The following is a 20,013-nucleotide window of genomic DNA, read 5'->3' as shown; positions in this document are numbered from 1 at the left end:
CGGGGAGGAAGCGACGCAAGCTCCAGTCCCGGGGCCATGTGAGATGTCTCCCGAAACACCGATCAACCTGTCCCCTGTACCCCTACTTTCCGTACCAAATGTACTGCAGGCGGGCGAGCACGAACCGCATACCTTCGATCCCGTCATCCAGCACCAGATCGACGGGTCGGCGTCCACCGAAGTCCGGTCCGGTGTTCGCCCGCAGGACCCACGTTGTCGCAAGGGGTCCACCGAACGCTCGATGACCGTCTTCGTGAAGGGCGACAAGCAGACCGGCCCGCTTGACCTGTCCGGCCTCGAACGGCTCCTCGTAGGTTCCGGCCGCAATGCGGGCCCAGACTACATCCGGAACATCGAGCAGCCGCGCCGCCTCGTCGGGCGTGAGTGACCAGGCTCTGGCGATCCGCCTCATGGCCTTCGAGATTACGTGGATCGCCGTCAGCGGGGTAACGCGACCGTCCGCGTCGACGACGCTCGGAGCCCTGCCATCGTTCTTGGAGTTCATCGCAATCCCCTAGTGCAGCATCGGCATGGCGAGCGCCGCCTTCGTGCGCGAGACACAGCGCTGGATCGTCCGCAGGCTGAGGGCGGTACCGTCGGGTGTCTGGTCGAGCAACGAGAGGATTGCCGCCGTGGCCCCGTCCGGCAGTCCGTGGGTGCACGCCTGCCGGACCGCGAAATCCCGAAGATGCTGCTGCGTTGGCCCTGCCAAGCGTAGGGGCGGGCAGCGGCTGAGGAACGGCGCGGACAGCCCCTCGGTCGTGTTGGCGGTCAGCACCCAGCCGACCCACGACATGTCGAATCCCACCCGGAAGTACGGGCAGGACCACGCCGCCGCCGTCGATCGATCGAGAAGCGGCAGCAGCGCCTGCGCGAGGTCGTGCGCGGTGCCGGACTTCGACCGGACGGACCCGGCCTTCTCGATCTCGTCGACGACGATCAGCGGATTGGCGACACGATGCGCCAGGATCGTCTCCAGCACCCGCCCCGGCCCGGCCGACGCCCAACCAACCTGAGAGCCGACGATTGCAAACCCCGCGGGCTCGCTCGTGGCGTCGACGATCGTCGTGGGAGCCCCAACGAGCGATCCGAGCGTCCGAGCCCGTCCTTCGGACCTCTTGCCGATCCCCGGCGGTCCGACGAGCAGCAGCGGCGACAGGCGCAGGCCGGGATCGCCCTCGCGGACCGAGCGCCGCATCGCATGCCAGACGGTCTCGGTGGCCGGCGCCATCCACGGCATGTCGGCGTGCAGGGCGGCGGCGATCTCGTCGGCGCGGTGCTCGGTCGGGATCGCCACGAGGTCGGCCCCGTCGCGCAGGACGGAGAGCCGGGCGCGGGTCGCGGAGGACAGGTGCGCAAGACCGGTGGCGGCCTCGGCACGGTCGTGAACGGCGCGGGCGCGGCGATGGATGCGGAGCTTGTCGGACCTAGGCAGGCAGAGCTGCCATACATGGATGTCCTCGTCACCGTCCAACGGCATCCCAGGGTCGCTCCCGGTCCGCTGCCCCCGAAGCTGCGCCAGGTGCGCGTACAGACGGCGCTCGATGTCTGTGACCGAGGTGAGATCGTCACGATAGCGCGCGGCCATAATGGAAATGCGGGACATGATCGTCCTTTCGACAGGCGGCCGCCGATCGGGGCGGGCCGCGTCCCGGCCGGCAACGGCACGGGGATGACTGAGGAAAGGGTCCGGACCCTTGCGTATTGACTGCCAACGAAGGTGTGTATGCGTCAAGACAGGGTCGCGAAGGGGAGGCGAAGGCCTAAGTTGGCGATTAGAAAGGCCTAATACGCTGATTTTGCTAGGCCGCCTCTATACCGAGTCACTCAATGGCTGATTCAGATGGGTCCCAATGGCTGAAAAACAGCCCGAATGGCCGATAGCATTGATGTCTGTACAAATCCCGCAAGGGACTCGACAAGCGAGGCGCAAAGCGAGAACAATAGGGGAACATAAATTGATTCCCCGGTGTTTCCGCCCCATGTCGGACCCTGATCTGCCCCCCTTCACCGAGGCCTTCGCGACCACGCGCGACGGGTCTGGAACGGGATTCGTGCTGGCGCAGATCGAGGCCAATCTCGCCGCTGCCGGGCGGGGGCGGGGTCGCGGCCCGATCCTCTGGGTGCAGGATCGCCGCGCCACGCAGGAGGCCGGGCTGCCCTGTCTGCGGGGGATCGCCGCAACTGGACTCGGGATGCCCATTCTGCGGGTCGGCGCGCGCGGCGCGGCCGAGGCGCTCTGGGCGATGGAGGAGGGACTGGAATGTGCCGCGCTGTCCGCCGTCGTGGGCGAGGTCTGGGGCAACCCCAAGGCGCTCGACTTCACCGCCACCAAGCGGCTCGCGCTACGCGCGGCGCGATCCGGCGTGCCGGTCTGGCTTCTGCGGCAGGACGCGGCGGCGGATCTCTCGGTCGCGCCGGAACGCTGGCGGCTCGTCTCCGCCGCGTCGGAGGCCAATCCGCTCGATGCCCGCGCGCCGGGCGAGGCGCGCTGGCTGGCGGAGCTGTTCCGGTCGCGGCGGCGGACGCCGGGCATCTGGATGGCTGGCCATGACCGGGCGGCGCATCGTGTCGATCTGGCTGCCCCGCTTCGCGATGGCCCGGTGGGAGCGGGCGGAGGCCATGCGCCCGCCGACACCTCCCGCGCCGTGGGAGGCGGAAGACGCGCCTGACGGCCCCGACCCGGACGCGCCCCTCGTCCTTGCGCAGGACGGTCCCCACGGTCCGGTGATCCATGCTGCCAACGCCGCTGCGCAGGCGAACGGCGCGGCGCGGGGGATGCGCGTCGTGGACCTGCGCGCGATCTGCCCCGAACTGCAGATCGTCCCCGCCGATCTCGCCGGCGACGCAAAGGCGCTGCACCGTCTGATTCTTTGGTCGCGGCGCTGGTGCCCGTGGTCGGCGGGCGACGGGGCGGACGGGCTGGTGCTCGACACGACCGGCTCCGACCACCTTTGGGGCGGCGAGGCGGCGATGCTGGCCGACATCGCGGCGCGCCTGGCCGGTCTGGGACAGGTCGCGCGCGTGGCGGTGGCGTCGACCCACGGCGCGGCCTGGGCGCTGGCGCGGCACGGCGACCGCGAGGAGATCTGCGGCGCCCGGGCGCTGCGGGCGCGGATGGCGATGCTGCCGGTCTCGGCGCTCCGGCTCGACGGGGAGACGTTGACGACGCTGCGGCGACTGGGGCTGAAGCGGGTGGGCGACCTGATGCTGGTGCCCCGCGCCACGCTGGAGCGGCGCTTCGGCCGCGACGGCCGGGCGCTGATGACGCCGCTTCGGCGGCTGGACCAGATGCTGGGTGACGCGCCCGAGCCGGTGCTCAGTCCCGCCCCGCCGCAGCGCTTCCGCATCGTGCGACGGCTGGTGGAGCCGGTGATGGACCCGCAGCCACTCTTGGACGAGCCGCTGGGGATGCTCTGCGACGCGCTGGGGGAAGCGGGGCAGGGGCTGCGCGGGCTCCGGCTGGAGCTCTACCGCACCGACGGGATCGCCGTGCGCTTCGAGGTCGGCTGCGCGCAGGCGAGCCGCGATCCGGCGCATTTGCGGCGGCTTCTGGCCCGGCATTTCGAGAGCCTCGACGCGGGGTTCGGTTTCGACACGCTGAGTCTCGAGGGGCTGCGCCCGGAGCGGCTCGCCGCCGCGCAGGTCCGGCTCGACGGGGGAATCGACAGCGACGTGGCGCTGGCCACGCTGGTCGATCGCCTGACCGCGCGGCTGGGGCCGGGCGCGGTGGAGCTGCCCGACCCGCGGGAAAGTCACCTGCCGGAGCGTGCCGAGGGCTGGCGACCGGCGCTGGACGGGCTGGATGACGGGCTGTCGCGCCGACGCGCCGACGCGATGGCGCCCGCGGGCCTCGGCGGCGGCGGCCTCGTCGCGCCGGGACGGGAGCGGCCCGTCCGCCTCCTGCGCGCGCCGGAGCGGATCGAGGTGCTCTACGCCGTGCCCGAGGGTCCGCCCGTGCGGTTTCGCTGGCGCCGCAGGCCCTACCTGATCCGCCGCCATCAGGGGCCGGAGCGGATCGCGCCGGAATGGTGGCGCGCGAAGCCGGGCACGCGGCTTCGGGACTACTACAAGGTCGAGGTGGAGGAGGGCGCGCGCTACTGGCTCTACCGCGAAGGCATCGCCGGCGACGGGCGCGGGGGCGAGCCGGACTGGTTCCTGCACGGCCTGTTCGCCTGATGCCGGACCAGCCCTCGACCCCCGACAAGCGGACGCTGGCCCGCCGGGACGACTTCCCCGCGAACCCGCCCGCGCCCTTCGTCGAGCTGGGCCTGACGACCTGCTTCTCCTTCCTGCACGGCGCGTCGGAGCCGGTCGACCTCGTGCTGCAGGCCTGGGAACTGGGCTACCACGCGCTGGGCATCGCCGACCGCAACTCGATGGCGGGGGTGGTACGACTGCATACGGAAGCGGAGACGACGAAGATGCGGCCGCTGATCGGTACGCGGATCGTGCTCGTGGACGGGACGGCGTTCCTGGCCTACCCGACCGACCGGGCGGCCTACGGCAACCTGTGCGCGCTGATCTCCAAGGGGCGGATGTCGACGCCCGACGGCGCCTGGCAGGAGAAGGGCCGCTGCGACCTGACGCTGGCCGACCTCGCCGCGCATCAGTCGGGCCTCGTGCTGATCGCGGTGCCGCCCGACGATCTGGACGGCTTCGCCGCGCGGCTGCCCGGCCTCGTCCGCCGCCTGCCGTCGCTTTCCCACCTCGCGGCGGCGCATCTCTACCGCGGCGACGACCATGCCCGGATCGAGCGGCTGGACCGGCTGGCGCGGCGCCACGGCCTGCGCATCGTCGCGACCAATGACGTGCATTATCACGTCCCCGAGCGCCGGCCGCTGCAGGACGTGATGACCTGCATCCGCGAGAAGACGAAGCTGGCGCAGGCCGGCTTCCGGCTCCACGCCAACGCGGAGCGGCATCTGAAGTCGCCCCGGGAAATGGTGCGCCTCTTCGCACGCTGGCCGCATGCCATCGCCGAGAGCCTCGCCATCGCGGAACGGCTCCGCTTCTCGCTCAGGGAGCTGCGCTACGAATACCCGCAGGACGACGTGCCCGCCGGCCGCACGCCCGACGCGCATCTGCGCATCCTGACCGAGGCCGGGGCGAAGCGGCGCTACCCGGAGGGGGTGCCGGGGAAGGTCCGCGACGCGGTGGAAAAGGAGCTCGACCTGATCCGCCGTCACGACATCGCGCGCTACTTCATCACCATCCAGGAGATCGTGGCCGAGGCGCGGGGGCGTGGCATCCTCTGTCAGGGGCGCGGCTCGGCGGCGAACTCGGCGGTGTGCTTCTGCCTCGAGATCACCTCGGTCGACCCTTCCAAGCACGACCTCCTGTTCGAGCGGTTCCTCAACGACGAGCGGCGCGAACCGCCCGACATCGACGTCGATTTCGAGCACGAGCGGCGCGAGGAGATCATCCAGCACATCTACGACCGCTACGGCCGCGCCCATGCCGGCCTTTGCGCCACCGTGATCCACTACCGCCCCCGCATGGCGATCCGCGAGGTGGGCAAGGTGCTGGGCCTGACCGAGGACGTGACGGCGGCGATGGCGCGCACCGTCTGGGGCTCCTGGGGCAGTTCCACGGACGACATGCACCTGGAGGATACGGGCGTGAACCTCCACGACCCCGCGATCCGCCAGGCGATCCTGCTCACCGATCAGCTCATCGGGATGCCGCGCCATCTGGGGCAGCATGTCGGTGGCTTCATCCTGACCGAGCATCCGCTGACGCGCACGGTGCCCATCGGCAATGGCGCCATGCCGGACCGCAGCTTCATCGAATGGGACAAAGACGACATCGACGCGCTTCGCATCCTCAAGATCGACGTGCTGGCGCTGGGCATGCTCACCTGCATCCGCAAGTGCTTCGACCTCGCCCGCGCGCATCTGGGGGAGGAGATGTCGCTGGCGAGCATACCGCCCGAGGACGCGGCGACCTATGCGATGCTCCAGCGGGGCGACTCGCTCGGCGTCTTCCAGGTGGAGAGCCGGGCGCAGATGGCGATGCTGCCGAAGCTGAAACCGCGCGAGTTCTACGACCTCGTGATCCAGGTCGCCATCGTCCGCCCCGGCCCGATCCAGGGCGACATGGTGCATCCCTACCTGAAGCGCCGCCGCTCCGGCGAGGTGATCCATTACCCGCAGCCCGCGCCCGAGCACGGGGAGGCCGACGAGCTGAAGAACATTCTCGTCCGCACGCTGGGCGTGCCGATCTTCCAGGAGCAGGCGATGAAGATCGCGCTCGTCGCCGCGCGGTTCACGCCGGCGGAGGCCAACCAGCTTCGCAAGGCGATGGCCACGTTCCGCTCCAAGGGTCTGGTCAGCGCCCACAAGGAGAAGATGGTCGGCAACATGATCGCGCGCGGCTACGACGCGGAGTTCGCCGCCCGCTGCTTCAGCCAGATCGAGGGGTTCGGCGAGTACGGCTTTCCCGAAAGCCACGCGGCCAGCTTCGCGCATCTGGTCTACGTGTCGAGCTGGCTCAAGTGCCATCGGCCGGACGTCTTCGCCTGCGCGCTCCTGAACTCGCAGCCGATGGGGTTCTACGCCCCGGCGCAGATCGTGGAGATGGCGCGGCGGTCGGGCGTGACCGTTCTGCCGGTGGACGTGAACTTCAGCGACTGGGACTGCACGCTGGAGCCGCTAAGCGGGGGGCTGGCGCTGCGTCTGGGCTTCCGGCAGCTTTCGGGGCTCCGCGCGGCGGAGCTCGCGCGGCTGGTGGCCGTGCGCGACACGCCCTTCGCGGGGGTGGAGGATCTGCACCGGCGCGCGCGGATCCCGAAGCGCGCGATCGAGACGCTGGCCGCCACCGACGCCTTTCGCTCCGCCGGACAGGACCGGCGGCAGGCGCTGTGGGACGCGAAGGCGATCCGGTCCGGGCCGGATCTGCCGCTCTTCGCGCACGGGGACGCGCCGGATGCGGGGGCGGAGGCCGAGCATCTCTTGCCCGCGATGCCGATGCGGGAGCATGTCGTGGCCGACTACCAGACCGCGCGACTGTCGCTGAAGGCGCACCCGATCGCCTTCATGCGCGGCGGCATGCGCAAGTCGGGCTATGTCCGGTCCGACCGGCTCAGGTCGCTGCGGTTCAACGAACGCTGCTCGGTCGCGGGACTCGTTCTGATCCGCCAGAAGCCCGGCAGCGCCAAGGGCGTCTGCTTCGTCACGCTGGAGGACGAGAGCGGGGTCATCAACGTCGTGATCTGGCCCGACCTCTTCGCCAAAGCCCGCAAGGCGATCATGTCGGCACGCCTGATGGCGGTGCACGGTCACGTGCAGTTCGACGACGCCGTGATCCACGTCGTCGCGCACGAGATCGTGGACCGCAACGACGCGCTTCTGCGGCTTTCCACCGACGAGCTCACGGCCGACGTCGCGCGGGGCGATCATGTCAGACATCCGCTGCCCGCCCATGCGGATCGGCATCCGCGCGACGTCAGCGCAATCCCGAAGTCACGAGATTTTCACTAGGCGCACGGCCCGGGGCGTGCATCATCGTCGTGGCATTCGAAGGAGAACCAGATGAGATTCATGGCTATCGCCGGCGCCGTCGCGGCCCTGACCGCGACGATGGCCCTCGCGCAGGATTTCGAAGCCCTCGTGGACGAGCGTCAACAGGGCATGAAGGACATGGGCTCCGCCATGAAGGCGATGGGTCCGATCATGAAGGGCGAGACGGCCTACGACGCCGCCGCCGTGCACGAGGCGGCGCAGACCATCGCGTCCCATTCCGGCGAAACGCTGGTGAACTGGTTTCCCGAAGGCAGCATCGACGTGGCCGACAGCGATGCGAAGCCCGAGATCCGGGATCGGCACGAGGAGTTCGCGGCGCTCGCCCGGCAGCTCCACGATTACGCCCTGGCGCTCGACGCGGCCGCCGATGCCGGGCTCGGCGCCCCGGGCGAAGGGGGCGAGGCCGATCTCGGCGCGCTGCTCGGCACGGCCCCGGCGGAGGACGCGTTCGACATCGAGACTGCGTCGGCCGACGCGATCTACGGCGAGGTCGGCAAGACCTGCGGGACCTGCCACAAGACCTTCCGGGTCGACGACGATTGAAACGGCTCCTCGCCATCGCGGGGCTTCTGGTCGTGGCCGGCCTGATCGGGCTGGTCGCGGTCATTTTCTGGCCCATCGGGCACGACGAACCGGAGATCGCGCTCGAAGGGGATGTCCGCGACGGCGCCTATCTCGCGCGAGCGGCAGGCTGCATCTCCTGCCATTCGCGGGAGGGGGGAGAGGTCCTGAGCGGCGGCGCGCCGCTGGTGACCGATTTCGGCACGTTCCACCCGCCCAACATCTCCCCCGACCCGGAGGCGGGGATCGGCGGCTGGACCGTCGCGCAATTCGCCAAGGCCGTGCGGCAGGGCATCTCGCCCGAGGGGCATCCCTATTACCCGGCCTTTCCGAGCGCCTTCTACGCGGCTTTCTCCGACCAGCAGATCGCCGACCTGCATGCCGCGCTCGGATCCGTGCCGGCGGTGGCGACCCCGGCCCCGCCGCACGAGGTAGGTTTCCCGTTCGACCAGCGCTGGGGTTTGAAGCTCTGGCGCGCCGCGTTCGGGCATGTGCCGGACGTGGCCCCGGTCGAAGGCCGATCCGAAGCCTGGAACCGTGGGAAGGAACTGGCCGAGGGCGCGGCGCATTGCGGGGCCTGCCACACCGACCGGAACTTCGTGGGCGGTCTGATCGAGGCGCGGCACTTCGCCGGAAGCGACGACCTGCCCGACGGAGAGCGCGCGCCTTCGATCCGCCCCGAGGCGCTCGCCGCGGAGGGCTGGGACGTCGACGCCATCGCCGATGCGCTCGCGAACGGGATGATGCCGGACGGCGACGCTTTCGGCGGCCCCATGGCGGAGGTCGTCTCCGGCGGCACGACGTTCCTGACCGAGGACGACCGCCGCGCCCTTGCGACCTATCTGATGGAAGGCCGCTGAGGTCCGCCGGGGCGCGGCAGGATCCTTCGTCGTCACGTTAGCGTTCCGTCAGGCTTTCACTCCTAGGCCGGACGGGCCGGACACTTCGATCCGGACCCCATTCAGGAGATTTCCATGGCCTTCACGACCCCGTTCGCGCTCGATCTGCGACCGTTCGCGCTCGATTTCGCCGCGATGTCCGGTCTGCCGCCGGCCGCCGCGCGCAAGACGGCCAGCGATGACCACATCGTCGGCAAGGGCCCGGCCGACCGGATCGCGGGCGGCGGAGGGGATGACGTTCTCAAGGGCGCGGGCGGGCAGGATACGCTCGCCGGGGGTGCGGGCGACGACCGCATCGCCGGCGGCGCGAAGGCCGACGTACTGCGCGGCAATGCCGGGCGCGACGAACTGACCGGCGGCTCCGGGAACGACCTGTTGGAGGGCGGCGGCGATCGCGACCGCTTGAAGGGCCAAGGCGGCGACGACACGCTCCTCGGTGGCGGCGGGGGCGACCGGCTGTCGGGCGGGACCGGCGACGACGCGCTTTTCGGCGGCAACGGCAACGACCACTTGTCGGGCGACAAGGGGAACGACCTGCTGTCCGGCGGCGCGGGCAACGACAAGCTGCGCGGCGGGGCCGGCAGCGACACGCTGTCCGGGGGAACGGGCGACGACAGGCTGCTGGGTGGCAGCCTTGACGACGTGCTGACCGGGGAGGACGGGAACGACCGCCTTGTCGGCGGCAACGGCGACGATGTCCTGACGGGCGGTCATGGCGACGACGTGGTGAAGGGCGGTGGCGGCGACGACGTCATCCACATCGACTCCGGACGGGATGTCTACTCCGGCGGGGGCGGCGCCGACGAGTTCATCCTCGCTCCGCCTGAGGATCGGGGTATCTATGCCAGCGTGATCGAGGGCTACGATCCGTCGCAGGACGTCATCACAATGCTCGAAGGCGATGGACATGCCGTGGCGACGGGGAAGAACGGCCTCGATCTGCGGGATGACTTTATCGCCGATGGCATCGATATCGCATTCGATGACACCTCCTGCACCCTTTCGGAAAGAGGGTTCCGGCTCACGATCCAGTTCGACGAACCGGTCACCGAAACGCAGTTCTGGGACAGCATCTACTTCTAGACCGCAAACGTACCGGCCTGCCGCCAGATACCGGTCGCGAAGGCGGCCGCGCGATCAAGCGAGGCGCGGGCCGGTGCCCACCACGGCGTCCAGACCTGACCCATATGCAGCATCCCGTGCGTCACCGTGAGGTGGGCGTCGACGCCCACCTCGCGGGCCCGCGCATGCAGCAGGCGCGAATCGTCGAGCAGGACTTCCGGTGTGCCGACCTCGATCCAGGTCGGCGACAGCCCCGACAGATCCGCCAGCAGGGGCGAGACGTCCGGATCCGTGAGCGGTCGCGCGCCGAAGCACATCTCGGCCAGGGCGCGGTCGCCCGCGTCGCCGACCATCGGGTCGCCGGCTTCCATCGCCGTGCGGGTGACGCTGCGCCCCGAACGGTCCGTGTTCGGCGAGAAGAGGAGGAGACCCAGCGGTGGCCGGCCGGCGCGGGCGAGGTGCAGCGCCGTCACCAGCGCCAGATGGCCGCCCGCGCTGTCGCCCGCGAGGACGACCTTTCCGTCCTCCGGGATCGCGGCCAGCGCGTCGTCGAGCTGCGCGGGCCAGGGATGCTCCGGCGCAAGGCGATAGGCCGGCAGCGTGACGTCGAACCCGTGCCGATTGGCCAGATAGACGCCGATCCGTTCGTGCGTCGCGGGCGATCCGAAGACGTAGCCACCGCCGTGGAACCAGATCACGCGCGGCCCGCCCGCGCGTCGCGCCCGGATATGCCGCATTCCGGGCGCCACGGCGGCGCCTCCGAGCATCAGTCGCTGGAACGCCGGACGCTGGAGGGCGGGCGTGTCGCTCATGGGATGCGCCGCGATGCGCGTGAGCAGGTCGTCGCGCGTGATTTCCGCTTCGAAAGGCACCTCAGAGGTTCATCGTCTGTACCGCGCCCCCATCGACGCGCCAGTTCGAGCCGTTGACGAAGCTCGCCTTCCCCGAACACAGGCACGCGATCGCGAAGGCGGCTTCCTCGGGGCGGCCGCGACGCTTGAGCGAGAGATGCGGACGCTCCTCCTTCAGGAAGGATTCGACGGCCTCGTCGAAGGAGACGCCGAGCTTCTCGGACCGCTTTCTCATCATGCCGTCGGTCATGTCGGTCTCGATGAAGGCGGGCGCGATGCAGTTTATCAGCGTGCCCTTCTGGGCGTAGACCTGACTCATGCCCTTGGAGAAGCTCAGGAGCGCGGATTTCGAGGCATTGTAGACGACCTCGTCGGGATAGGGCTGCGCCACGTTCTCGGAGACGACGAACACCACGCGGCCCCAGCCGCGCTCGTTCATGCCGGGGATCAACGCCTTGCTCATGCGCACCGCGGTCATGAAGTCGGTGTTCCAGGCATGCATCCAGTCGTCTTCGGAAATGTCGGCCAGCGGGTCGCCCTTGGCCCCGGTCACGCCCGCGGCGTGGACGAGGATGTCGGCATGCCAGCCCGCGTCCTCCACCGCCTTTGCGACCTTGTCGGCCCCGGCCTGGTCACTCAGATCCGCGACGACCGAGACCACACCCTCACCCAGCTTGGCCGCGGCCTCCGCGAGATCATCCTCGTCGATGTCGGTCAGCACGAGGTTGCAGCCGTCGCCTTGCAGGATCCTGGCGGTTTCCAGCGCCATGTCGCCGGCCGCGCCGGAAATGACGGCGGTGCGGCCGTTGATGTCGAGGTCCATGAATCGTCTCCGATTGGTCGTGAAGGGTCGGGTCTTATCGCTGCCGCGCCGGCATCGGTTCCGGGGCGGCGCGGGGGCGTGGCTAACTATCGCACCGCGGCCCCGGTGGCCCCGCCGGGCCCGCGACGCCTCGGGGTTCCGTCGCGGGCAGGACGGTCGCGACGACGTGTAGCAGTCCGGAACAAGGTCGCCCGGGTCGTGTTCCCCTCCCGATTTCGAACCCGACGCCACGATCCGAAAAGGAGATCGCCATGACCGACGCACCGACCATTCCGGCCCAGCATCAGGACAGCATGCCCGCCGACGAGCACAGGATGGATCCGGCGCCGGACTACACGCCGCGCCATCCCGGTTCGGGCAAGCTCTTGGGCAAGATCGCCCTCGTCACCGGCGGGGACAGCGGCATCGGCCGCGCCGTCTCGGTCCTGTTCGCGCGCGAGGGCGCCAAGGTCGCCATCGCCTATCTCGAGGAGGACCGGGATGCCGAGGAGACCAAGCGCCTCGTCGAGGCGGAGGGCGGCGAATGCCTCCTTATCCCCGGCGACCTCGGGGTGAAGGCCAATTGCGAAGCGGCGGTTGCGAAGACGGTCGAGACCTTCGGGCAGCTCGACATTCTTATCAACAACGCCGCGCAGCAGTTCATCGACGAGGATTTCGCCGATCTCGACGAGGAGCTGATCGACCGGATGCTGGCTTCGAACGTGAAGTCCTACATGTTCACGACGCAGGCGGCGCTGCCGCATCTCAAGGAGGGCGCGGCGATCGTCAACACGTCCTCCGTCAACGCCTTCGCGGGCATGGGCTCGCTCGTCACCTATTCCACGACGCGCGGCGCCTCGCTGGCCTTCACCCGCTCAATGTCGAGCAACCTCGTCGACAGGGGCATCCGCGTGAACGCGGTCGCGCCCGGCCCGATCTGGACACCGTTCATCCCCGGCACGATGCCCGCCGAGGATGTCGAGGGCTTCGGCTCCGGCACGCCCATGGGTCGTGCCGGGCAGCCCTGGGAGGTGGCGACGGCGTTCCTGTTCCTCGCATCCTCGGACGGGAGCTACTTCACCGGTCAGACGCTGCACCCGAATGGCGGCAAGGTGGTCGGGGCCTGAGGACGGTCCTGTATCGCACGAGGCGAGGCGTCCCGCAGGGGGCGCCTTCCGCGTGTCTCGTTCCGACGCCGGCATCGGCGATCTGAACGGGATCACCCGCAATCTCGGCCATGTGGCGGCGCTGGCTGTCGACGCGATCTGGCTCGCGCGTTTATCCCTCGCCGATGGCCGACGGCGCCGGGCCATCGGGTTCCGGTGCCAGCGGATGACGGGGATGGTGCTCGACAACTGGTCGCGAGACCGCGACGTGATCCGGCTCGATTGCGCGGGCGGGCGGATGGTTCTGAACTTCGGGCGGGACGCGGTCGAGACGGAAGGCGTCCCCGACCTCGCCTCCGGCCCGATGACAGGACCGACCTTTTCGGCGCGGACCGGAGTTGTCTGACTCGTCTGAGCGTTCCGGCGGTCTAGAGGCCCGCCGGCCGCAGATAGGCCGGCGTGGCCCGCGGCCGGGCGAGGGGCCGCGGGCCGCGTTTCCGCGACGCGGTGGCCCGGCCAAGAAGGAGGCCTGCCGCCAGAAGCGCCGCGACGCCGCCCGCGACGAAGACCGCCCGCGCGGCATCGCCGTCGACCACCATCCCGCGCGGCGCGGCACGGTCGTCGTAGGGGCCATGCGATGTGCCGGGATAATCCTCCACCGGGCTGTCGAGGTTGTCGAGCCGGGGCCGGTCGGGCCGTTCGGACGTCTGGATGTCGGTGCCGATCTTCGTCAGCTTGCGCTCCACGATGGTGGGAAAGAGCATGTTGGCCACCATAAGCTGCAGGACAGACCGGCCGACCAGGATCTCGCGCGCGTGGCCGTCGATCGCCTTCATCACGCCCGCCGCCGCGACCTCGGGCTGGAAGATCGGCGGGGCCGGCTGCTGCTTGCGGTCCATCCGGTTGCGGGACCAGTCGAATTGCGGCGTGTTGACCGCCGGAAGTTGCACCATCGACAGCGTGATCGGGCGGCGCGCCTGTGCCAGCTCGATGCGCAACGACTGGGTGAAGCCCTCGATGGCGTGCTTGGCGCCGCAATAGGCGGCCTGGTTCGGGATCGATGCATAGGCGAGGCCTGAGCCGACATTGACGATGTTTCCCCGCGCCATGATCCGAAGCGCCGTGCGGCAGCCGTTCACCGTGCCCAGATAGGTCGTGTCGGTGATCTTGCGGAACTCGGCCTCGTCGACCTCGGCGAAGGGGGAAAGGCTGGTGAGCATCGCGTTGTTGACCCAGACGTCCGGCACGCCCAGCTCGTCGACGATCGCGTCGCCCGCGCGGTCGAGCGCCGCGCCGTCGCCCACGTCCACCGACCGGGTCCAGACGCGGTTGCCCTTTGTGCGCGACAGTGCCTCCAGCCGGCGCGTGCCGCGGGCGAGGACGGCCACGCGATAGCCGCGGTCGAGCAGGGCATCGACGGTCGCGCGACCGATACCGGCCGTTCCGCCGGTGACGACGGCGATGGGGGAATGCTGCATGATGGTCTCCGTTCCGTGGCGGGGCGCGACCGGCCGCGCGTTCGCGGTTTGCCGGCCGCCTCGCCGGATCAACGTCCGCCCGGTGCGGCCCAGTTCCCCGCTTGCGCCGCCGCGCCGCACAGGAACGAAGGAGCGGCCCGCAACGTTGGCTGGCAGGAACCGACTGAACGGGAAGGAAACACGATGGACACCCTCAAGGATCTCTACATCGACCAGTTGCAGGACATTTATTCCGCCTGCACCCAATCGCGCGACGTCACCGTCGAGCTCGAGCAGGCCGCGACCGACGAGGAGCTGAAGCAGGCCCTCCATTCCGGCCACAAGGGCATTTCGGACGGATTGCAGATGCTCGAGACGCTGATCAAGAGCCACGGGGCCGATCCGAAAGGCGAGCATTGCAAGGGCATGGAGGGGCTCGTGAAGGAGGCCCGTGCCCACGCGCTCGAGGAGGAATTCGGCGACGACGCGGTGCGCGACGTGATGATCATCACGCAGTATCAACGCATGGCCCACTACGCGATCGCGGGCTACGGTTGCGTCAAGACGTTCGCCAAAAGGCTCGGTCTCGAGGACGACGCCGCGCGCCTCGATACGCATCTGTCGAACACCTATGACGGCGACGACCACATGACGCGGCTCGCGACGAGCGGCATCAATACGGATGCCGTGGCCTGACGCGCCGCGATACATGACATGCGGAAGGCGGCCTGCACGGGCCGCCTTTTTTCTGGGCGGCGCAAACGAAAAGCGCGGCCCGACGGGACCGCGCTTTCCACGACTATATCGAAGGACGTCAGCTGACGCTGCCGCCGAGGTTCTGCTTCTCCGCTTCTTCCTCGGCCGCGTTCTTGACCCGCTCGGCCGTCGACTTCGCGGCGCCTTCGGCCCGATCCATGGCCTCTTCGCCGGTGGGCGTCTTTTCCTTGGCGTTGTTTAGCGTCTCGGATGCAGCGGCCTTGGCTTCCTCGGCCGCGGCGCGCGCGACTTCCTGCAGCTTGGCCGATTCAGCGTGGTAGATGCGCTCGGCCTCCTCCAGCGCGCGGTCGCGGTAGGAGCCCAGATAGGCGTCTTCCTGCCGCGTGCGCGGCAGGGCGGCACCGATCATCGCGCCAAGTCCGAAAGCGATGAGCCCGCCGACCAGCGGATGCTCACCATAGGCGTCGCGCCCTTGCGAAACGTAGGCACGCGCATGATCGTCCAGGTTCCGCTGTGCGTTGTAGGCCGCTTGCCGGGCGGCGATGACACGGTCTCGTGCGGCGTCGGTCATGTTCTCGGTTCCTTCCTTCAGGCGATCGACGAAGCTCTGGTTTGAGCCATCGTCGTAATCGCGCATGTATCCATAATCGTCCTGGCTTCTGCCAAAGGACGGAACGGCACCGCCGATCCGCCGGCCGGCCGAACTCAGACTGGTTCGCGCCGAGCGCGCGGCGCCGGTGACGCGGTCGCGAAGCGTCGGCTCGTGGTAGTCGCCCGAAGCGCGAGCCAAACGGTCGTCGAATCCGCCCATGTCGTTCGGACCGCGCCGGAAGCCGTGAACGGGTTCGTATTCCCGGTCGTCATAGGCCACCTTCGGCGTATGGGCCGCCGGTTCGAGCTGGGTGCGCGATGCCGGCATGCGGTCACGATGCACGAAGCCGGACGTCTCCTCATCGGAGCCGGTCCCGACCGGATCGGGCCGTCCGTAGGTATCGCGGAAAGACTCGATATCGTGCGTCGCATCCCAGCGGTCGTATGTTCCAGCCGTCGGACGGGAGGGGCCGGCGATCAGCCAGGCGAGCCCCACCCCCGTCAACGCGAGCGCAATGGGATTGGCCTTCGCCTGACGGACGGCACCGTCCGCGAACGCACCGCCATGTTCCCGGAACAGCCCGGACGCGGTCTCCACCATCGCTTCGGGCGAGAAGCGGTTCTGCAACGCGTCGAGGGAGCGGGCGAGCTCGCCGCGCTCGGCCTCGATCTCGCGTTCGATCTCGTCGGGGGACTTGTCGGACATCACATCGTCTCCTTCACGGCCACGGCGTCGCGCTTGACGTTCTTCACCGTGCGGTTCGGTGCAAGGCTCGACAGCTTAAGATCGCTGATGCCCTTCGAAACCATCACGAAGGCGACCACCGCCAACGCGCCGCCCACAATCAACGCCGCCCAGCCCGCATCGAGCCCGAGCTCGGCGATCGCCGAGACGAGTGCCGCGGCCAGCACGTTCAACGCCACGAGCGCTACGATCAGCGCGCCGGCCAGCAGGCCGACGGCGACACCGGCACGGGTGACATTCTCGGACACCTCGGCGCGCGCGAGGTCCACTTCCTTGCGGACGAGATTGGAGACGTGCGACAGCACGTCCCCGATCAGGCTCGTCGTTCCTTTCGTTTCGGGCGTCTCGTTCATCGTCCATACCCCCCGACCGGGCGGTCATAGGCGGTTCTCGCGACGCCCGGCGTCGGCGCGTCGAAGCGCGAATCGTAGTCGTCACGGCGATAATCCGAACTGTCCCGCGATGTCTCGACGCGGTAGCCGCCCCGGCCACGCTCGGTAGCCTTGAGCATCCGCGCCACGGCGAAGCCGAGGAGTGTCGCGCCACCGAGGAACATGCCCGGATTGCGTCGCGCGAAGTGGGTCACGTCATCGGCGAGGGAGCCGAGATCCTTGTCACGGATCACGTCGGCCGCGTAGCCCAAGTTCGAGGCGAGGTAATCCGCCGCGCGGGCCTGGTAGCTGTCGTCACCGAATTCGTGGCCGGCATTGCGGATCTGGTCAGCCGTGCGCTCGATATTGGAGGTCGCGTAGCTGCGGGCTTCCTCGACGCGGGAATCGGCGACCGAACGGGCCTGATCGGCTAGTTTCTGCGCTTCGTGACGGGCCTTGTCGCCGAGTTGCGACGCACGGCTTTCGGCAGCGTCCCGGGTTTCCTTCGCCATATCGGCGGCGTTCTTCTCGGACCCGGCCTTGGAGCCGGTCGCGGTTGTGCCGCTTGCGGCGGAGGCGCTGCCCGTTCCGCCGGCCGTGGCGGCGCTGCCCGTCGAACCGGAAGATGCGCCAGTGGCCGCGGTCGCGGGATTCGCCGTCGTGGCGGTGGCGCTCGACGGGTTGCCGGGTTTCGGCGTGGCCGTCGGGGTGGGGGTGGATTTATCGGTGCTCATTCCATGTCTCCTATAGCCTGAAATCGGTCGATCGGATCAGCCGATGAAGCTGATCACCGCGAGGACCACGACAACGACGCCGATGATGTAGAAAATGCTGTGCATGATGGCCTCTCAGGTTCCACGAGGCGCCGGATTCGTGTGCGGTTGGCCGACGCCTCAACTTCGGCACCCCAACGCGGCCATTCACAAATCTGTTCCCTTTGGTTAAAGGGCCGTCTCCGTAAGTGCGCGCTTGCTCGTCCGAGGCCGGTTCCCATGGACGCGATGACACTCGAAAAGGTCACCGAAATCCTTTGGCGATGTGCTGGTCATTCCGCCCCGTCGAACCACGAAACGGGAGGGAATGAACGCTATCCCCAAGGGCGTGCGAACGCCGGACTGCGATCCCGCCGCGCTATCGCTAGGCATCGTTTGTATTGGCTGACAATTTCCACGGCGCGCATATGGGTGTCTGTCTCGATCAGCTGATCGGGTAGGGCGGGCCGAAGGACTAGCGGATCGTGGGCGCGGATGTGTGTCCGCCAGGCTGGCGGAGATGCGGGGCGAGAGGGACCTGCCGGGCGGCGTGACGTTCCCCAACGACCTGGACGACTGCATCACACCCGCGACAACCCACAAGGTGCGTGTCATGGTGCGGACCCGCTTCGGCCTCGACGATGCCGCGCCCGTCATCTGCGAGCCGTTCCGGCAACGGGTGCTGGAGCGCCATTTCCCGACGGGCCGTCCCCCGCTGGAGGAGGTCGGCGTCGAGTTCGTGACAGACAGGGTGCCCTATGAGCGGATGACGCTGCGCGTCCTCGACGCTGTCCACACCGCCATCGCCTATCCCTCGGCGCCGCCATCGAGGCGAAGGGGCCGCGCGGCGCCGTCCGGGGTTACGCCGCCACCTGACCCGTCAGCTCGCGCGCGTCGGGTCGGTCATCGGATCGCCCGCCTCCCGGCCCGATGGCGTGTGCGTCGTGGAGGCCGATCCGACGGGCCGCTCGATCATCCGGTGGACGCGCGGCGGATGGTTGTCGATATGCAGGGCACGGACCCGGTCGAAGTTCTCGAGGTCGGCCCTTGTCCGGCGCTGGGTGTCGCGCACGTATTCGAGCCAGGTCGGCATGTGGTACCGCTCGATCCAGAGCTCCGGGTCGGCGAGGTCGCGCAGCAGCGTCCAGCCGCGCGCGCCGTCGCGCAGGCAGATGCGGCGGCGCTCGTTCATGACTTGAACGAAGGTCGCTGCGTCGGCCTCCTGGATGCGGTGCTCGATGGTGATGACGATGGGGCCGCTCGTGTGCCGCAGGGGGATCGCCGTCTCCGGCTCCTGCCAGCGGTTCAGCGGGGCAAGGTCCTCCTGCCCGGTTCCCGGGACCGGCAGAACCAGCCCAAGGAGCCCCCCCGCGGCTTGCGTCGCCGCCGCCACGAGGAGCGCCGCGGTGACGCCATGTTCTTCCGCGATGGCGCCGCAGGTCCACGCCCCCGCCGACATGCCGCCGAACGTCGCCATCTGGTAGAGCGACAGCGCCCGCGCGACGACCCAGCGGGGCGACGAGAGCTGCACCGAAACGTTGAAGGTGGAAAGCGCGAGCACCCAGCCCATGCCGGCCACCATCAGCGCCGGCACCGACAGCGCCATCGCGCGGCTCACCCCGGTGCCCACGGCGCCGATCACGAGGAGCACGGAAGCCAGCCGCACGATCCCCTCCGTCGTCAGGTGCCCGCGCGCCCAGCCGCTCGACAGCGCCCCGCCGATGGCGCCGATGCCGAAGCCGCCGAGCAGGATGCCGTAGGTCAGCGGTCCACCCTGGATCAGGTCGCGCGCCACCACCGGCAGGAGCGCCGGCAGCGCCGCCGCGGCGAGGCCGAAGACGCAGCCGCGCAGGAGGACGATGCGGATGTTGGGCGACATCGAGACGTAGCGGAGCCCGGCCGCCATCGCGACGTCGAGCCGCTCGGGCGGCAGGGTGCGCGGCGTCCGCTTCGGGTGCCAGCGCAGCAGGACCACGATGATTCCGATATAGCTCAGCGCGTTGGTCAGGAACGCCGCTGCTGCACCCGCGACGGCCACGATCAGGCCGCCGATGGCCGGGCCGACGGACCGGGCGATGTTGAACCCCATCGAATTGAGCGCCACCGCGCCGGGCAGCGCAGCGCGGGGCACCATGTCCCCGACGGAAGCTTGCCAAGCCGGGTTGTTGAGCGCGGTGCCGCAGCCGATGGCGAAGGTGAAGGCCAGAAGCCCCCAGACCGAGAGCCAGTCGTTGTAGGCGAAGAGCGCGAGCAGCAGCGAGATCGCGATCATGAAGCTCTGCGCCGAAAGCATGACGAGGCGACGGTCGAGATTGTCCGCGATCGCCCCGGCAAGGAGCGAGAACATCATGATCGGCAGCACGGTCGAGGCCTGCACCAATGCCACGTCCTGCGACGAGTCCGACAGGCTCGTCATCAGCCACGACGCGCCGACGGCCTGCACCAGCCCGCCGAAATTCGAGGAGACGGAGGCCAGCCAGATCGCGCGGAAGATCGGGATCGAAAACGGAGAAGGCGCCGCGGAGGCGGCGTCCGAAGGCGCGGTCGTTGTCATCGGAAGCTGGTCATCAAGAGGT

At 69.2% G+C, this 20,013-nt stretch carries 18 protein-coding genes and 1 pseudogene; 11 read left to right on the top strand and 8 right to left on the bottom strand.

Annotation, left to right across the window (positions count from 1 at the left end):
• A partial coding sequence (locus Q1B08_RS03670) for a hypothetical protein (RefSeq protein ID WP_299814823.1) occupies positions 1-388 on the top strand: 388 nt, incomplete at its 5' end.
• A gap of 126 nt (positions 389-514) precedes the next feature.
• Here Q1B08_RS03670 and Q1B08_RS03665 read toward each other — a convergent pair.
• The gene (locus Q1B08_RS03665) at positions 515-1,480 is read right to left on the bottom strand and encodes an AAA family ATPase (RefSeq protein WP_299814820.1); all 966 of its coding nucleotides are present in this window, start codon (positions 1,478-1,480) and stop codon (positions 515-517) included.
• Positions 1,481-1,982: 502 nt separating this feature from the next.
• Here Q1B08_RS03665 and Q1B08_RS03660 point away from each other — a divergent pair.
• The 6 genes from Q1B08_RS03660 to Q1B08_RS03635 all read left to right on the top strand — a co-directional run bounded on the left by Q1B08_RS03660 (position 1,983) and on the right by Q1B08_RS03635 (position 10,066).
• Positions 1,983-2,672: a hypothetical protein gene (locus tag Q1B08_RS03660; protein ID WP_299814817.1), complete on the top strand. Its 690-nt coding sequence runs from the start codon at positions 1,983-1,985 to the stop codon at positions 2,670-2,672.
• Positions 2,596-4,179, top strand: coding sequence for a DNA polymerase Y family protein (locus Q1B08_RS03655; protein ID WP_299814933.1), 1,584 nt, complete (start codon positions 2,596-2,598; stop codon positions 4,177-4,179). The genes Q1B08_RS03660 and Q1B08_RS03655 overlap by 77 nt, the downstream gene beginning before the upstream one ends.
• A complete protein-coding gene (locus tag Q1B08_RS03650; RefSeq protein ID WP_299814814.1) occupies positions 4,179-7,481 on the top strand; it encodes an error-prone DNA polymerase in 3,303 nt (1,100 codons plus the stop codon). Before Q1B08_RS03655 ends, Q1B08_RS03650 begins: the two co-directional genes overlap by 1 nt.
• Positions 7,482-7,532: 51 nt before the next feature.
• Positions 7,533-8,066, top strand: a complete 534-nt coding sequence (locus Q1B08_RS03645) for a cytochrome c (protein ID WP_299814811.1) — start codon at positions 7,533-7,535, stop codon at positions 8,064-8,066.
• Complete coding sequence (locus Q1B08_RS03640; RefSeq protein WP_299814808.1) at positions 8,063-8,944, top strand: cytochrome c; 882 nt, start codon at positions 8,063-8,065, stop codon at positions 8,942-8,944. The genes Q1B08_RS03645 and Q1B08_RS03640 overlap by 4 nt, the downstream gene beginning before the upstream one ends.
• A 114-nt stretch (positions 8,945-9,058) precedes the next feature.
• Positions 9,059-10,066: a calcium-binding protein gene (locus Q1B08_RS03635; RefSeq protein ID WP_299814805.1), complete on the top strand. Its 1,008-nt coding sequence runs from the start codon at positions 9,059-9,061 to the stop codon at positions 10,064-10,066.
• Here Q1B08_RS03635 and Q1B08_RS03630 read toward each other — a convergent pair.
• Positions 10,063-10,917, bottom strand: a complete 855-nt coding sequence (locus Q1B08_RS03630) for an alpha/beta hydrolase (protein WP_299814802.1) — start codon at positions 10,915-10,917, stop codon at positions 10,063-10,065. The genes Q1B08_RS03635 and Q1B08_RS03630 overlap by 4 nt on opposite strands.
• A gap of 1 nt (position 10,918) precedes the next feature.
• On the bottom strand, positions 10,919-11,719 hold the full coding sequence (locus tag Q1B08_RS03625; protein WP_299814799.1) for an SDR family oxidoreductase: 801 nt from the start codon (positions 11,717-11,719) through the stop codon (positions 10,919-10,921).
• Between the two features lie 251 nt (positions 11,720-11,970).
• On the opposite strand from Q1B08_RS03625, the gene Q1B08_RS03620 reads away from it, so the two are divergent.
• Together Q1B08_RS03620 and Q1B08_RS03615 are read left to right on the top strand one after the other, a co-directional pair.
• Entirely contained in the window at positions 11,971-12,825 is an 855-nt protein-coding gene (locus Q1B08_RS03620) for an SDR family oxidoreductase (protein ID WP_299814796.1), read from the top strand.
• Between the two features lie 52 nt (positions 12,826-12,877).
• Entirely contained in the window at positions 12,878-13,210 is a 333-nt protein-coding gene (locus Q1B08_RS03615) for a hypothetical protein (RefSeq protein ID WP_299814793.1), read from the top strand.
• A gap of 22 nt (positions 13,211-13,232) precedes the next feature.
• Here Q1B08_RS03615 and Q1B08_RS03610 read toward each other — a convergent pair whose 3' ends face one another.
• Positions 13,233-14,282 (bottom strand): SDR family oxidoreductase, encoded by a 1,050-nt coding sequence (locus Q1B08_RS03610; protein ID WP_299814790.1) that lies wholly within the window; start codon positions 14,280-14,282, stop codon positions 13,233-13,235.
• Positions 14,283-14,465: 183 nt separating this feature from the next.
• Between Q1B08_RS03610 and Q1B08_RS03605 the strand changes: the two genes are divergently transcribed.
• Complete coding sequence (locus tag Q1B08_RS03605) at positions 14,466-14,957, top strand: ferritin-like domain-containing protein (RefSeq protein WP_299814787.1); 492 nt, start codon at positions 14,466-14,468, stop codon at positions 14,955-14,957.
• A gap of 118 nt (positions 14,958-15,075) precedes the next feature.
• On the opposite strand, the gene Q1B08_RS03600 is transcribed toward Q1B08_RS03605, so the two are convergent.
• Genes Q1B08_RS03600 through Q1B08_RS03590 form a run of 3 tightly spaced genes read right to left on the bottom strand, consistent with a single transcriptional unit; the run spans position 15,076 to position 17,419 of the window.
• Complete coding sequence (locus Q1B08_RS03600; RefSeq protein WP_299814784.1) at positions 15,076-16,275, bottom strand: DUF3618 domain-containing protein; 1,200 nt, start codon at positions 16,273-16,275, stop codon at positions 15,076-15,078.
• A complete protein-coding gene (locus Q1B08_RS03595) occupies positions 16,275-16,667 on the bottom strand; it encodes a phage holin family protein (protein ID WP_299814781.1) in 393 nt (130 codons plus the stop codon). Before Q1B08_RS03595 ends, Q1B08_RS03600 begins: the two co-directional genes overlap by 1 nt.
• Complete coding sequence (locus Q1B08_RS03590) at positions 16,664-17,419, bottom strand: hypothetical protein (RefSeq protein ID WP_299814778.1); 756 nt, start codon at positions 17,417-17,419, stop codon at positions 16,664-16,666. The genes Q1B08_RS03595 and Q1B08_RS03590 overlap by 4 nt, the downstream gene beginning before the upstream one ends.
• 538 nt (positions 17,420-17,957) lie before the next feature.
• On the opposite strand from Q1B08_RS03590, the pseudogene Q1B08_RS03585 reads away from it, so the two are divergent.
• Positions 17,958-18,242: pseudogene (locus Q1B08_RS03585) on the top strand (mannitol dehydrogenase family protein); the annotation flags it as partial.
• Positions 18,243-18,317: 75 nt separating this feature from the next.
• Here the strand turns inward: Q1B08_RS03585 and Q1B08_RS03580 are convergent.
• Complete coding sequence (locus Q1B08_RS03580) at positions 18,318-19,991, bottom strand: MFS transporter (RefSeq protein ID WP_299814775.1); 1,674 nt, start codon at positions 19,989-19,991, stop codon at positions 18,318-18,320.
• Positions 19,992-20,013: the final 22 nt, after the last annotated feature.

Origin of the sequence: uncultured Jannaschia sp. (genome assembly GCF_947494025.1) — a bacterium.
In the GTDB taxonomy this organism is placed as follows: Bacteria; Pseudomonadota; Alphaproteobacteria; order Rhodobacterales; family Rhodobacteraceae; genus Jannaschia.
The sequence above is the reverse complement of the archived record's forward strand: the minus strand, read 5'-3'. Positions and strand labels throughout refer to the sequence as shown.

What these genes read in the sequence shown, in the direction of transcription:
- Q1B08_RS03600 (WP_299814784.1), bottom strand. Translation starts at nt 16,275, where the DNA reads ATGTCCGACAAGTCCCCCGACGAGATCGAACGCGAGATCGAGGCCGAG.
- Q1B08_RS03590 (WP_299814778.1), bottom strand. Translation starts at nt 17,419, where the DNA reads ATGAGCACCGATAAATCCACCCCCACCCCGACGGCCACGCCGAAACCC.
- Q1B08_RS03580 (WP_299814775.1), bottom strand. Translation starts at nt 19,991, where the DNA reads ATGACAACGACCGCGCCTTCGGACGCCGCCTCCGCGGCGCCTTCTCCG.
- Q1B08_RS03650 (WP_299814814.1), top strand. Translation starts at nt 4,179, where the DNA reads ATGCCGGACCAGCCCTCGACCCCCGACAAGCGGACGCTGGCCCGCCGG.
- Q1B08_RS03620 (WP_299814796.1), top strand. Translation starts at nt 11,971, where the DNA reads ATGACCGACGCACCGACCATTCCGGCCCAGCATCAGGACAGCATGCCC.
- Q1B08_RS03610 (WP_299814790.1), bottom strand. Translation starts at nt 14,282, where the DNA reads ATGCAGCATTCCCCCATCGCCGTCGTCACCGGCGGAACGGCCGGTATC.
- Q1B08_RS03655 (WP_299814933.1), top strand. Translation starts at nt 2,596, where the DNA reads ATGGCCCGGTGGGAGCGGGCGGAGGCCATGCGCCCGCCGACACCTCCC.
- Q1B08_RS03595 (WP_299814781.1), bottom strand. Translation starts at nt 16,667, where the DNA reads ATGAACGAGACGCCCGAAACGAAAGGAACGACGAGCCTGATCGGGGAC.
- Q1B08_RS03665 (WP_299814820.1), bottom strand. Translation starts at nt 1,480, where the DNA reads ATGCCGTTGGACGGTGACGAGGACATCCATGTATGGCAGCTCTGCCTG.
- Q1B08_RS03635 (WP_299814805.1), top strand. Translation starts at nt 9,059, where the DNA reads ATGGCCTTCACGACCCCGTTCGCGCTCGATCTGCGACCGTTCGCGCTC.
- Q1B08_RS03645 (WP_299814811.1), top strand. Translation starts at nt 7,533, where the DNA reads ATGAGATTCATGGCTATCGCCGGCGCCGTCGCGGCCCTGACCGCGACG.
- Q1B08_RS03625 (WP_299814799.1), bottom strand. Translation starts at nt 11,719, where the DNA reads ATGGACCTCGACATCAACGGCCGCACCGCCGTCATTTCCGGCGCGGCC.
- Q1B08_RS03605 (WP_299814787.1), top strand. Translation starts at nt 14,466, where the DNA reads ATGGACACCCTCAAGGATCTCTACATCGACCAGTTGCAGGACATTTAT.
- Q1B08_RS03660 (WP_299814817.1), top strand. Translation starts at nt 1,983, where the DNA reads ATGTCGGACCCTGATCTGCCCCCCTTCACCGAGGCCTTCGCGACCACG.